The organism is Mesorhizobium sp. L103C131B0 (assembly GCF_000502275.1).
In the GTDB taxonomy this organism is placed as follows: Bacteria; Pseudomonadota; Alphaproteobacteria; order Rhizobiales; family Rhizobiaceae; genus Mesorhizobium.
Map to the genome: position 1 here is coordinate 673777 of NZ_AYXC01000002.1, position 13115 is coordinate 686891.

General features: G+C 64.1%; 10 protein-coding genes. 5 read left to right on the plus strand and 5 right to left on the minus strand.

The window, feature by feature from the left end:
* Positions 1–2: 2 nt before the first annotated feature.
* Entirely contained in the window at positions 3–707 is a 705-nt protein-coding gene (locus X730_RS158090) for a nitroreductase (RefSeq protein WP_023670762.1), read from the minus strand.
* Between the two features lie 282 nt (positions 708–989).
* Between X730_RS158090 and X730_RS158085 the strand changes: the two genes are divergently transcribed.
* The 5 genes from X730_RS158085 to X730_RS158065 all read left to right on the plus strand — a co-directional run bounded on the left by X730_RS158085 (position 990) and on the right by X730_RS158065 (position 8601).
* Positions 990–1532 carry an XRE family transcriptional regulator gene (locus X730_RS158085; protein WP_023739108.1) on the plus strand — a complete coding sequence of 181 codons (543 nt, stop codon included), beginning with the start codon at positions 990–992 and terminating at the stop codon, positions 1530–1532.
* A 94-nt stretch (positions 1533–1626) separates the two neighbouring features.
* On the plus strand, positions 1627–4080 hold the full coding sequence (locus tag X730_RS158080) for an FAD-dependent oxidoreductase (RefSeq protein WP_023825784.1): 2454 nt from the start codon (positions 1627–1629) through the stop codon (positions 4078–4080).
* Positions 4077–4976 carry a homocysteine S-methyltransferase family protein gene (locus tag X730_RS158075; RefSeq protein WP_023825785.1) on the plus strand — a complete coding sequence of 300 codons (900 nt, stop codon included), beginning with the start codon at positions 4077–4079 and terminating at the stop codon, positions 4974–4976. Before X730_RS158080 ends, X730_RS158075 begins: the two co-directional genes overlap by 4 nt.
* Positions 4976–6157 (plus strand): pyridoxal phosphate-dependent aminotransferase, encoded by a 1182-nt coding sequence (locus X730_RS158070; RefSeq protein WP_023825786.1) that lies wholly within the window; start codon positions 4976–4978, stop codon positions 6155–6157. The genes X730_RS158075 and X730_RS158070 overlap by 1 nt, the downstream gene beginning before the upstream one ends.
* On the plus strand, positions 6154–8601 hold the full coding sequence (locus tag X730_RS158065; RefSeq protein WP_023825787.1) for an FAD-dependent oxidoreductase: 2448 nt from the start codon (positions 6154–6156) through the stop codon (positions 8599–8601). Before X730_RS158070 ends, X730_RS158065 begins: the two co-directional genes overlap by 4 nt.
* A gap of 170 nt (positions 8602–8771) precedes the next feature.
* Here the strand turns inward: X730_RS158065 and X730_RS158060 are convergent, their stop codons facing one another.
* From X730_RS158060 to X730_RS158045, 4 genes are all read right to left on the minus strand, one after another.
* Entirely contained in the window at positions 8772–9353 is a 582-nt protein-coding gene (locus tag X730_RS158060) for an NAD(P)H-dependent oxidoreductase (RefSeq protein ID WP_023690990.1), read from the minus strand.
* Complete coding sequence (locus X730_RS158055) at positions 9353–9934, minus strand: NAD(P)H-dependent oxidoreductase (RefSeq protein WP_023700354.1); 582 nt, start codon at positions 9932–9934, stop codon at positions 9353–9355. The genes X730_RS158060 and X730_RS158055 overlap by 1 nt, the downstream gene beginning before the upstream one ends.
* Positions 9935–10220: 286 nt before the next feature.
* Positions 10221–11624 carry an FAD-binding oxidoreductase gene (locus tag X730_RS158050; protein WP_031196657.1) on the minus strand — a complete coding sequence of 468 codons (1404 nt, stop codon included), beginning with the start codon at positions 11622–11624 and terminating at the stop codon, positions 10221–10223.
* Positions 11624–12925 carry a cytosine deaminase gene (locus tag X730_RS158045; RefSeq protein ID WP_023706112.1) on the minus strand — a complete coding sequence of 434 codons (1302 nt, stop codon included), beginning with the start codon at positions 12923–12925 and terminating at the stop codon, positions 11624–11626. Before X730_RS158045 ends, X730_RS158050 begins: the two co-directional genes overlap by 1 nt.
* Between the last annotated feature and the right edge of the window lie 190 nt (positions 12926–13115).

A 13115-nucleotide genomic window follows, 5' to 3' on the forward strand; every position in this document is an offset into this window, starting at 1 on the left:
GCCTAGCCGCTGAACGTCACCCACTCTTCCAGCGGCACGCGGTCGGTGCGGAAGTCGTTTTCGGGTTTCGACGTATCCTCGAGGCCGAGCGCCATGCCGCAGACGACGATCTCCTCGTCGGGGATGTTGAGCACCGGCCGGATCTGCCGGTGATAGGGCGCGAAGGCGGCCTGCGGGCAGGTGTGCAGGCCCCTGCCTCGCGCCGCCACCATGATGTTCTGCAGGAACATTCCGTAGTCGATCCACGAGCCCTGGTTCAGCCGCCGGTCGATGGTGAAGATCATGCCGACCGGCGCGTCGAAGAAGACGAAGTTGCGGTCGTGCTGGGCGCGCATCTTGTCGACCTCGCGGCGGCCGATGCCGAGTGCCCCATAGAGCCCGAAACCGTTGGCGCGGCGGCGGGTGAGATACGGCTCGAAGAACTGGGTGGGGTAATAGCGATACTCGTCCCAATCGGCCTTTTCGGCGCGGATACCGGAATTCAGGATGGCATCGGTGATCTGCTGCTTGACCTCGCCCTTGACGACATAGACCCGCCAGGGCTGCATATTGGTGCCCGAAGGCGCGCGCGCGGCGACGCCAAGAATGGCTCGGATCGTCTCGTCATCGACCATGTCGGGCAGGAAGGCGCGCACCGAACGGCGCGAGATGATCGCCTCGTCGACAACAGCCGCGTTATGCGCTGCCAGGCCGTTTTTTTCCAGCATGGGCCGTCCCTTTGCGCACACTTCGAAAGCCGAACCGGCTATAGGAAAAGACCTTGCGCAGATTTCAATCCTTGGTCGCCGACCCGCATTCCCACACCCGCCGCTCGTGCCAGAGCCTTTGCATGAACCGCCAAAATCGCGCAAGCAAATCTTGTGTGTACATGAAAATTCGCTTGATTTTTTCACGGACGTGAGCTCTCATGAAATTCATTTCAAGTTTTTCATCAAGTGAGCGTTTTGTCCCCAGCTATCCCCAAAACATTGCATGGACCTGACGAGCGCCTGCTGGCGAGCGACATCCGTGCGCTGCGCAAGGCGCGCGGGCTGACGCTGGCTGAGATCGCGCTGAAGCTTGGTCGCTCCGTCGGCTGGGTCAGCCAGGTCGAGCGCGGCCTGTCTATCCCTTCGCTTGGCGACCTCAGGGCTTTCGCAGACCTGTTCGGCGTGCCACTCAGCCTGTTCTTCAGCCACGACGTGCCGATCGAAAAGGAGCGCGGCTTTGTCGTGCGCGCCGGCAGCCGGCGCACGCTTGGCACAAGCGAATCCGGCCTGGTGGAAGAGCTTCTGTCGCCCGATCTCGGCGGTAGTTTCGAGATGGTGCGTTCGATCTTTGCGCCGGGCGCCGAGATGAAGAGCGAGCAGCTGCGGCCGACCGAGGAAGCCGGCTACATCGCCTCTGGCATTTTCGAGATCGAGATAGCCGGCGTCTGGCACCGGCTCGGCGAAGGCGATTCCTTCCGCTTCGAGCGCAAGCCGTACCGCTGGCGCAATCCCGGCAGCGAGCCGGCCGTGGTCATCTGGGTGGTTTCGCCGCCTGTTTATTGAATGCATGTCGCCCAAAGTGTGCAGCGGTTTGGGAAACGACATGCATCAAGCAAAAAGATAGAAGCGCAGCGCGCTTCAGGTTTGGGAGAAGAATATGGCCGGTTTGCCGACGACGGCACGCGTGGTGATCATCGGAGGCGGTGTCGTCGGCACCTCCTCGCTCTACCACCTTTGCAAGGCGGGCTGGACCGATTGCGTGCTGCTCGAAAAGAACGAGCTGACATCGGGCTCGACCTGGCATGCCGCCGGAAACGTGCCGACCTTCTCGTCGTCCTGGTCGCTGATGAACATGCAGCGCTATTCGACCGAGCTTTATCGCGGTCTCGCCGACGCGGTCGACTATCCCATGAACTACCACGTTACCGGCTCGCTCCGCCTCGCCCACACCAAGGAGCGCATGCAGGAGTTCCAGCGCGCCAAGGGCATGGGCCGCTACCAGGGCATGGACATCGCCATTGTCGGCCCTGATGAGATCAAGCGCCGCTATCCCTTCATCGAGACGCATGGCCTCAAAGGTGCGCTCTACGATCCAAACGACGGCGACATCGACCCCGCGCAGCTGACGCAGGCACTGGCCAAGGGTGCGCGCGACATGGGCGCCAGGATCGTCCGCTTCTGTCCGGTGTCAGGTGTGCGCCGCGAGAACGACGAATGGGTTGTCGAGACGCCGCAAGGCGAGATCCGTTGCGAGATCGTCGTCAACGCCGCCGGCTACCGAGCCGCGGAAGTCGGCAAAATGTTCGGCCGCGACGTCCCGATGATGGTGATGAGCCATCAGTACATTTTGTTCGAGGAAATCCCCGAACTGGTGGCCTGGTCGAAGGAGCAGGGCAAGAAGCTGCCGCTGCTGCGCGACGTCGACACCTCCTACTATCTGCGCCAGGAAAAGAACGGCATGAATCTCGGTCCCTATGAGCGCAATTGCCGCGCGCATTGGGCAACCCACAACGACCCGATGCCGGAGGACTTTTCCTTCCAGCTCTTCCCCGACGATCTCGACCGTCTCGAGCACTACCTTGCCGATGCCGTAGCCCGCGTGCCGATTCTCGGCACTGCCGGCCTGTCCAAGGTGATCAACGGGCCGATCCCTTACGCGCCGGACGGCAGTCCGCTGATCGGTCCGATGCCCGGCGTTCCCAACGCGTTCGAGGCCTGTGTCTTCACCTTCGGCATCGCCCAGGGCGGCGGCGCCGGCAAGGTGCTGGCCGAATGGGTGACGCAGGGCCAGACCGAATGGGACATGTGGTCTTGCGATCCGCGCCGTTTCACCAGCTTTGCGGCCGCCCCCGACTATAGCGTCGCCAAGGGCATGGAGATCTACGGCAACGAATACGCCATCCAGTTCCCGCGCCATGCCTGGCCGGCCGGGCGCGACCGCAAGCTGTCGCCGATCCACGATCGCATCAAGGCGCTCGGCGCCCAGTTCGACGCCTATAATGGCTGGGAGCGTGCCACCTGGTATGCGCAACCCGGTGACGACACGTCGGAAGAAGCAACACTCACCTTCCGCCGCGACGGGCCGTGGCAGCACCGCGTGCGCGAAGAATGCCTGGCGGTGCGCGACGCCGCCGGCATTCTGGACCTGCCCGGCTTCTCGCGCTTCAACCTCGAAGGTCCTGGCGCAGCCGAATGGCTGGCGCTGCAGGTCACCGGCCTGGTGCCCAAGCCCGGCCGCATCGGCCTCGCCTATTTCGCCGACGACAAGGGCCGCATCGTCACCGAGATGTCGGTGGTGCGCCATGGCGAAGAGCAGATGACGCTGATCACCGCGGCGGTAGCGCAGTGGCACGATTTCGAATGGCTGAAGTCGCGCCTGCCGAAGGACGCAGCTTTCACCCTCACCGACAGGACCGAAGACTATTCGACGCAAATCCTCGCCGGCCCCAGTTCGCGCAAGATCCTGGCCGAGGTCTGTGGCGCGGATCTCTCGCTGCCCTGGCTGACGCATCAGGAAACCACCATCGCCGGCCGCTGGGCGAAGCTGGTGCGGGTATCCTTCGCCGGCGAACTCGGCTGGGAAATCCACACCAAGGTGGGAGACACCGCCGCCATCTTCGACGCCGTCTGGACGGCGGGACAAAAACACGGTCTGAAACCGTTCGGCATGTATGCGCTGGATTCGCTGCGCCTCGAAAAGGGCTACCGGACCTGGAAGGGCGACCTGTCGACCGACTATACGGTCCTGCAGGGCGGGCTCGAGCGCTTCGTAAAATGGGACAAGCCCGACTTCCGCGGCAAGGCAGCCCTGCAGAACGAAAAGCAGCAAGGCGTAAAGAAGCGCTTCGTCACGCTGGTGGTCGAAAACCCCGGCGATTGCGACGCGCCGTCGGTGTCGACGCTCTGGCATGACGGCAAGATCGTCGGCGAGACGACGTCCGGCGGCTGGGGGCATCGCATCGACAAATCGATCGCGCTCGGCATGCTGCGCGCCGACCTGGCTGAACCCAATACCGCGATCGAGATTGAAATCTTCGGCGATCGCTTTCGGGCGGTCGTGCAGAAAGACGAGCCGCTGTGGGATCCGAAAAACGAAAGATTGAGAGCATGAAGAAAGTCATTCTCACCGATGGCGGCATGGGCCAGGAACTGGTCCGCCGCAGCAGCTCCGAGCCGACGCCGCTCTGGTCGGCCAGGGTGCTGATCGACGAGCCGGATCTGGTGCGTGGCCTGCATGCCGAATTCATCCGGGCCGGCGCTCGCGTCATCACCATCAACACCTATTCGGCGACGCCGGAGCGGCTCGCGCGGGAAGGAGCAGAAGACCTCTTCAGGCCCTTGCAGAAGCGCGGCATCGAATTGGCAAGACAGGCACGCGAGGAGGCAGGCGATGCAGCGATCACCGGCTGCCTGTCACCGCTGTTCGGCAGCTATGCGCCGGCGCTGACCATATCGTTCGAGGAGACGCTGGACATCTATCGCCGCATCGTCGCCGAGCAGACCGACGGCGTCGACCTGTTCCTGTGCGAGACCATGGCCTCAGCCGAGGAAGGCCGTGCGGCCGTTACCGCTGCGTCGGAAAGCGGCAAACCTGTCTGGGTGTCTTGGACGCTCGCCGATCACGGCGCGCCGCGGCTGCGCAGCGGCGAAACAATAGCGGCAGCGGCGGACGCCCTCGACGGCCTGACGGTTGCAGCGCGCCTGGTGAATTGCTGCCGGCCAGAAGCTATCGCCGCGGCACTGCCCGAATTGATTGCTCTCGGCGGCCCGGTCGGCGCCTATGCCAATGGCTTCACCTCTGTCGAAGCGCTCAAGCATGGCGGAACGGTGGAAGTGCTGCACGCACGCCACGACCTTGATCCGGATGCCTATGCCGACCAGGCGCTCGGCTGGGTCGCCGCTGGCGCCACCATCGTCGGCGGCTGCTGCGAAGTCGGCCCTGCCCACACCGCCGCCTTGCGCGACCGGCTTGAACAGGCCGGCCACGAAATCTCGGGAGTATCCTGATGCCCAGACCATCATCGCGCATTTCCGGCATCGTGCCTTCGGGCAAGGATGGCTGGGAGGTCCACACCGAGGCATGGGCCCGCAAGGAGGCGGGCCAGGACATCATCATGCTGTCGGTCGGCGACCATGATTTCGATACGCCGAGCCAGACCATCGAAGCCTGCGTGACGGCGGTTCGCGGCAGCAACCACCACTACACCCCGCTTCCCGGCGTTCCGCGCCTGCGCAGGGCGATGGCGGCGGCCTCGACCGCCTGCACCGGGGTCGAGACGGCACCTGACCAAGTCATCGCCACGCCGGGCGGCCAGGCTGCCCTTTACGCGGCCGTGCAGGCCGTTCTCGACCAGGGCGACCACGCTATCGTGGTGGCGCCCTACTACGCGACTTATCCCAACACGTTCAGCGCCGCCGGCGCCAGCTTCACCGTCGTCGAGACGCCGGCCGAGGACGGTTTCCAGCCGCACGCCGAGATGATCCGCGCGGCGCTCAAGCCCAACACGCGCGCCATTTTGATCAACACGCCGAACAACCCGACCGGCGCCGTCTATTCGCGTGAGCGTCTGGAAGAGCTGGCCGAGATCTGCCGCGAGCACGATCTCTGGCTGCTGTCGGACGAGGTCTACTGGACGCTCGGCGGCGGCGAGCACATCTCGCCGCGCGGCCTGCCCGGCATGGCGGAGCGCACGCTGGTCATCAATTCGATGTCCAAGAGCCATGGCATGACCGGCTGGCGCATGGGCTGGCTGACCGGCCCAGCGCAGATGATCACGCTGTTGACCAATCTCAATCTGGTGACGACCTACGGCCTGCCGGCCTTCATCTCGATCGCCTGCGCCGAGGCGCTGGAGAACCGCTTTGGCGTCAGGGAGATCGCCGAACGCTATGCGGCGCGCCGCACCGTCCTGCTCGACGCCGTGCGCGGCATGAACAATATCAGCGTGCACGGCTCCGAGGGCGGCATGTATGTCATGCTCGACATCTCCGCCGTCGAGCCCGACGACGAGAAATTCGCCTGGGCCTTTCTCGACCAGGAGAGTGTCGGCGTCATGCCGGGTTCCAGCTTCGGCAAGGCCGCTGCCGGCCACATCCGCATCAGCCTCTGCCAACCGGAGCCGGTGCTTCAGGAAGCCGCAAAACGCCTGCGCCGCTTCGCATCCGGCTATCGCCGCGAGGCCGCATGACCAGAAGCATTCCCACCAAGGCCCGCGCGGTTATTATCGGCGGCGGTGTCTCCGGCTGTTCGGTCGCCTACCACCTGGCCAAGCTCGGCTGGACCGACATCGTGCTGCTGGAACGCAAGCAGCTGACCTCGGGAACGACCTGGCACGCCGCCGGCCTGATCGGCCAGCTGCGCGGCTCGCAGAACATGACGCGGCTGGCCAAATATTCGGCCGACCTCTACGTCAAGCTGGAAGCCGAAACGGAAGTCGGCACCGGCATGCGCCAGGTCGGCTCGATCACCGTGGCGCTGACTGAGGAGCGCAAGCACGAGATTTATCGGCAGGCCTCGCTCGCCCGCGCCTTCGATGTCGATGTGCGCGAGATTTCGCCTGGTGAAGTCAAGGAGATGTACCCGCATCTCAACGTGTCCGATGTGGTCGGCGCCGTGCATCTGCCGCTCGACGGCCAGTGCGATCCGGCCAACATCGCCATGGCGCTGGCCAAGGGCGCCCGCCAGCGCGGCGCCACAGTCGTCGAGAATGTGAAGGTCACCAAGGTCCACACCAAGGCCGGTCGCGTCACCGGCGTGTCGTGGGCGCAAGGCGACGACCAGGGCACGATCGAGGCCGACATCGTCGTCAACTGCGCCGGCATGTGGGCGCGCGAGCTCGGCGCCCAGAACGGCGTCACCATCCCGCTGCATGCCTGCGAACATTTTTATCTCGTCACCGAGCCGATCCCCGGGCTCGGTCGTCTACCGGTGCTGCGCGTTCCCGATGAATGCGCCTACTACAAGGAAGACGCCGGCAAGATGATGCTCGGCGCCTTCGAGCCGGTGGCCAAGCCCTGGGGCATGGACGGCATAAGCGAGGATTTCTGCTTCGACCAGTTGCCGGAGGACATGGAGCATTTCGAGCCGATCCTCGAAATGGGCGTCAATCGCATGCCGATGCTGGCAACCGCCGGCATTCACACCTTCTTCAACGGCCCCGAAAGCTTTACCCCCGACGACCGCTACTATCTCGGCGAAGCGCCGGAGCTGTCGGGCTACTGGATGGCGACCGGCTACAATTCCATCGGCATCGTCTCGTCCGGCGGCGCCGGCATGGCGCTGGCGCAGTGGATCAATGACGGCGAAGCGCCCTTCGACCTCTGGGAAGTCGACATCCGCCGCGCCCAGCCATTCCAGAAGAACCGTAGGTATCTCAAGGAGCGTGTCTCCGAAACACTCGGCCTGCTCTATGCGGATCACTTCCCCTACCGGCAGATGGCAACGTCCAGAAATGTCAGGCGCTCGCCCCTGCACGAACACCTGAAGGCGCGCGGCGCCGTGTTCGGCGAAGTCGCCGGCTGGGAGCGCGCCAACTGGTTTGCGCGAGAGGGGCAGGAGCGCGAATACCGCTATTCCTGGAAGCGGCAGAACTGGTTCGACAACCAGCGCGAGGAGCACCTGGCGGTCCGCAACAAGGTCGGCCTGTTCGACATGACCTCGTTCGGCAAGATCCGTGTCGAAGGCCGCGACGCCTGTGCCTTCCTGCAAAGGCTGTGCGCCAACGATATGGACGTGGCGCCGGGCAAGATCGTCTACACCCAGATGCTCAACCAGCGCGGCGGTATCGAAAGCGACCTCACGGTGTCGCGGCTATCTGAGACCGCCTACTTCCTCGTCGTGCCGGGCGCGACGCTGCAACGCGACCTCGCCTGGCTGCGCCGGCATGTCGGGGATGAATTCGTAGTCATCACCGATGTCACGGCAGCTGAGGCCGTGCTCTGCCTGATGGGTCCGGATGCGCGAAAACTGATGCAGAAGGTCAGCCCTAATGATTTTTCCAACGACAAGAATCCGTTCGGCACCTTCCAGGAGATCGAGATCGGCATGGGCCTCGCCCGTGCCCACCGCGTCACCTATGTCGGCGAACTCGGCTGGGAACTTTATGTTTCGACCGACCAGGCGGCCCATGTCTTCGAGGCGATCGATGAAGCGGGGGCGGATGTCGGCCTGAAACTTTGCGGACTGCATACGCTGGATTCCTGTCGCATCGAAAAGGCGTTTCGGCATTTCGGCCATGACATCACCGACGAGGACAATGTGCTGGAGGCCGGCCTCGGCTTTGCGGTCAAAACCGCCAAGGGCGAGTTCATCGGCCGCGATGCGGTGCTGAAGAGAAAAGAAGCCGGCCTGTCGCGCCGGCTGGCGCAGTTCCGTTTGAAAGACCCTGAACCCCTGCTCTTCCACAACGAGGCGATCCTGCGCGACGGCAAGATCGTCGGCCCGATCACATCGGGGAATTACGGCCACCATCTCGGCGGCGCGATCGGACTGGGCTATGTGCCCTGCCAGGGCGAGAGCGAGGCGGATGTGCTGGCCTCGTCCTACGAGATCGAGATCGCCGGCGAGCGTTTTGCGGCGGAAGCATCGCTGAAGCCGATGTACGATCCCAAGGCGGAACGGACGAGGATGTAGCACCTTTTTACCCTCCCCCTTGTGGGGAGGGTCGGCTCGCAGTCGGAGCGAAGCGGCGATTGCGAGCCGGGGTGGGGGTGCGCCCTACGAGACCCCCCACCCCGCTTCGCAAATGCCGCCTTGCGGCATTTGCTGCGCGACCCTCCCCACAAGGGCGAGGGTGAAGAAGCTCAAAACCGCTCCAGCTTCGCCCGCACTTTCACCAGAAACGCCGCCCTCGTCCTTGGCGTCGAGGCGTCCATCAGGTAGTGCGCCAGGAAAAACGTCCGGCAGCGGCGGGCGCACAGCGCGCGCATACCGCGCAGCAAGGTCTTGCGGCCGGGCTGGCCGACGACGACGCTCCACCAGGTCGGCGCGCCGCAGGTGGTAATGACGCCGACCCTGGTGACATGTGTCATCAGCGACGTGATGCGCCCCTTGCCCAGCTTGAAGGCGACATCGGTCGCCCAGACCCGGTCGAGCCAGCCCTTCAGCATGGCCGGCAGCCCGTACCACCAGGTCGGATAGATGAACAGGATCGCCTCAGCCCAGGCGAGATGCTCGAAATGCGGTTTTAGGGCCGGATCCTCCGGCGCCCGCTCATTGTAGGCGCGTCGCTCTTCGCAGCCCATCACCGGATCGAATTTCTCCGCATAGAGGTCGAGCAGCCGCACCTCCCAGCCGCGTGCCTTCAGCACATCGACTGCGGCATCTCTGATGGCGGCGCAAAAGCTTTCGGGCACCGGATGGCAATAGACCACCAGCACGCGCATCAGAATTCATCCATCCCGGCCGCGACCTTGGCCATGAAGGCTGCCCGCGTCTCGTCGGTCGACAGGTTCATCGAATAATGAGCGAGGTAGGACACCGAGGCGCCGGGCCTGATCGTCGCGCGCAGCATCCGCTTGACCAATCTGCGTGGCGGATCGCCCATCAGCATGGCGCGGAAGCGGCTGCCGCCATAGGTGGTGACGGCGGTCAGCTTGCGGATGTTGTGGAGCGAAGGCTGCGCCTTGCCGTCGACCAATTTGAACGACACGCCGGGCAGAAACACGCGGTCGAAAAAGCCTTTCAGGATGGCCGGGAAGCCGTAGTTCCAGACGGGATATGACAGCACCAGCGCCTCGGCCTTGAGCAGCCGCTCGACATAGGGCGCGGCCGGGTCCGCAGGGCTGCGTTGGTTATGATAATCCAGCCTCTCCCCGCGCGTCAGCCTGGGGTCGAAATCCTCTGCATAGAGATCGCAATCGTCGACCTCATGGCCGGCGGCCGTCAGCCGCTCGACGATCGTGCGGTGCAGGCCTGCATTGAAGCTGGTCTCCACCGGGTGTGCGTAGAGGACGAGGACTTTCATGGGGAAATGCTTGCGAGGTGGGCGCGAGGCACCCCCCTCTGCCCTGCCGGGCATCTCCCCCGCAAGGGGGGAGATCGGACTGCCGCATCGCTTTCACTAATTGTCAGCGTGTCAGATTGGCCGCGGCGTTCAGGCTGCCAATCTCCCCCCTTGCGGGGGGTGAGAAGTGGTCGGCGAAGCCGATGGGAAGCCAATTGCTTGGCTTTCCAAACGACGAACGCCCGAAGCGGCAGCGTAGGGCCTGTGCCGGCAGGACAGAGGGGGGTGCTCAAGCTCAAACCTCTGCTCATTCTGCTTTCTGCAAACCCTTGAACAAAAAAGTCCGGCCCGAGCGATAGTCGTAATCCGGATTTTCCCAGGCGATCATCTTGCCGGGATTGAGCAGGCCTTGCGGATCGGTCTCGCGCTTGAAGGCGAGCTGGATTTCATCCGTCTGCTTCATGCCGCCCTCTTCCAGCGTGTAGCGGTGCGGGTTGAAGATCGGGCAGCCATTCTCCTCATGCAGCCGGATGATTTCGTTGAGCCGCGCCTCGGTGGTGAATTTCACCAGCGGCAGGCCGAAGCAGGTGATGTTGCCGTCGAGGCGCACGAATTCGAGATGCGAAAAGACCTCGTTCGGAAACATCGCGTCCATCTTCTCCACCAGCGCCAGCTGGTTGGGAAACGGATAGAGCGATTGCAGATAGGTGATCGCGGGATCGACCCGCAGTGCCCTGAGCGTGGTGTGGTTCCACGCCAGTTCGAAGCCCGGCGGCAGGCCCTTTTTCTCTTCGTCCGTTGCCGTCGCCGCATTGAAGATGACTTCGCCGCCGGCGCGGCGGGTGAAGGCGAGGAACGCGTCTAGCCCATGCCGGGCAACCATGACGACGCAGATGCTTTGCCCGTCCCGGAAGAACTTCTGGTGGCGCTTGAAATAGAGCTGCGGCACGGGCGCGGCGATCGGCGTGATCAGCTTGGTCAGGATGCCGTCCTGGCGTGCCAGCGCGTTGCCGTAGCGGGCTGCCGGCATGAAAGCGTCGAAGCCGACGATCACGTCGATCCATTCATAGGCTGCAGTCAGCGGCATCTCGACCTCGGTGATGATGCCGTTGGTGCCATAGGCGTGGGTGACCTTGTGCAGGTCCTCGCCGGCGAGTTCGAGCGCCTTCGGCTCCGCCTCCATAGTGACGACGCGCAGGCGCAGCACATTGCCGAAATCACGCAGACCGCCGAAATTGATCGAGCCAACGCCGCCCGAGCCGCCGGCGATGAAGCCGCCGATCGAGGCGGTGTTGTAGGTCGACGGCGACAGCCGCAGTTCCTGCCCGGAATGCGCGCGCGTCGCTCTGTCGATGTCGGCGAGGATCGCGCCCGGCCCGGTGACGACGCGGCCCGGCGCTATGGCCTTGATCTCGTTCATCTCGGCAAGGTTCAAAACCACGCCGCCCGATAGCGGCATCGCCTGACCGTAATTGCCGGTGCCGCTGCCGCGCGGCGTCACCGGAACGCCATGACGGTGGCAAGCGGTAAGCACGCGGATCAGTTCGGCCTCGTTCCTGGGCGTCACGATCAGGTCGCCGGTGACGTGGTCGAGCTGCTGCTTCAGCACCGGGCTGTACCAGTAGAAGTCGCGGCTCTTCTGCTGGACGATGGCCGGATTGTCGTCGAGCTTTATCCCGTCGAGATCGCGTTTGAGCGCCGAAACATCCATCATTCCACCATCAGTTCGTCGAGCTCGGCATAGTCGGGCAATTGCCTGTCGATCGCTCGGCCGTTGCGCACGACGATGCGATCCGATTCGGGCCGCGACAGCAATTCCGTCCAGCTCCGCCCTTTGAAGACGATGAAATCGGCGCTGCCACCGGCTGCCAGTGTCCCGACACCATCGAGCCGCATCACCTTGGCCGGCGTCGCCGCCACCGTCTGCGGCCAGTCGCCGACCGGATGGTCGAAATGCAGGATGCGCGTCGCCATGCGGTAGACCTCCAGCATGTCGAGATCGCCATAGGCATAGAACGGATCGCGGGTGTTGTCGGAGGCGACCGCGACCGGGATGCCCCTCGCCTTCATCTCGTGCAGCAGCGTCACGCCGCGCCAGCGTGGCGTGGTCTGGTCGGCACGCCGGTCCTGCAGATAGAGATTGCACATTGGCAGCGACACCACCGCCAGCCGCGCCTTGGCCACCTTGTCGAGTGTATCGAGCACGTCGAGATCCGGCTGGCGCGCCAGCGAGCAGCAATGTCCCACCAGCATGTTGCCCTCAAAACCGTTCCACAGTGCCGCCTCGGCGATCTTCTTCAGCGATATCGCCGCGATGTCGTCGGTCTCGTCGGCGTGGAAATCGAGATCGAGCCCGTGCCTGTTCGCCTCGGCGAACACCTTGTCGAGAAGCTCTTCGAGATCCGGCACCATATAGGTGACGACGCCGAGCACGCCCTTGGCCGCAGCCACGCGCTTGGCCAGCCTCTCGAACCACTTTCTGTCGCGCACGCCTTCGATGCCGAGCAGGCAGGCTGCCTGCAATTCGATGCGGCCGCGCCATTTCTCCCGCATCGCCTCGAACACCGGCCAGGAGATTTCCTCCTGTGGCGGCACGCTGTCGAGATGCGTGCGCAGCGCCTTGGTGCCGTGCGCGTAGGCCGAGCGCAGCGAGAAATCCATGCGCCGCGCCACGTCCTCGGCGCTCCAGCGCGCTGCACGGTCGGCGCCGGTGGCATTGAGCGCGCCCATGAAACTGCCGTCGGGATTGGGTTTGCGCGGCCAGATATGGCCCTTGTCGATGTGGGTGTGGCAGTCGACGAAGCACGGCAGCACGATGCGGCCGGCAAGGTCGATGGCGGTGGCTGGCGCTTTTGATTTCTTGTGCGCGGCGATGGCTGAGGTCTTGCCATCGGCGACCGTTATGTCGGCCAGGGCGAAGCCGTCGCTGTCGTAAGTGGCGGCAAGGCCTGATGTCAGCGACCGGTGAAGGCGGACGTTTGTGAGATGGTACGAGCCAGAGGTCGGTATCAAGGACCGCCCCCCTCTGCCCTGCCGGGCATCTCCCCCTCAAGGGGGGAGATTGGCAGCTTTTCCGACAGCACCCGTCTTCCAACGTCGATAATTGGCGAAATCCCGGATGACGTCCAATCTCCCCCCTTGAGGGGGAGATGGCCGGCAGGCCAGAGGGGGGTGTTTCGCGCCAGCATCTCAATCACGTCAC

Coding starts and splice junctions, on each gene's coding strand:
- X730_RS158070 (WP_023825786.1), top strand. CDS start 4,976: ATGCCCAGACCATCATCGCGCATTTCCGGCATCGTGCCTTCGGGCAAG.
- X730_RS158065 (WP_023825787.1), top strand. CDS start 6,154: ATGACCAGAAGCATTCCCACCAAGGCCCGCGCGGTTATTATCGGCGGC.
- X730_RS158060 (WP_023690990.1), bottom strand. CDS start 9,353: ATGCGCGTGCTGGTGGTCTATTGCCATCCGGTGCCCGAAAGCTTTTGC.
- X730_RS158055 (WP_023700354.1), bottom strand. CDS start 9,934: ATGAAAGTCCTCGTCCTCTACGCACACCCGGTGGAGACCAGCTTCAAT.
- X730_RS158075 (WP_023825785.1), top strand. CDS start 4,077: ATGAAGAAAGTCATTCTCACCGATGGCGGCATGGGCCAGGAACTGGTC.
- X730_RS158080 (WP_023825784.1), top strand. CDS start 1,627: ATGGCCGGTTTGCCGACGACGGCACGCGTGGTGATCATCGGAGGCGGT.
- X730_RS158090 (WP_023670762.1), bottom strand. CDS start 707: ATGCTGGAAAAAAACGGCCTGGCAGCGCATAACGCGGCTGTTGTCGAC.
- X730_RS158050 (WP_031196657.1), bottom strand. CDS start 11,624: ATGGATGTTTCGGCGCTCAAACGCGATCTCGACGGGATAAAGCTCGAC.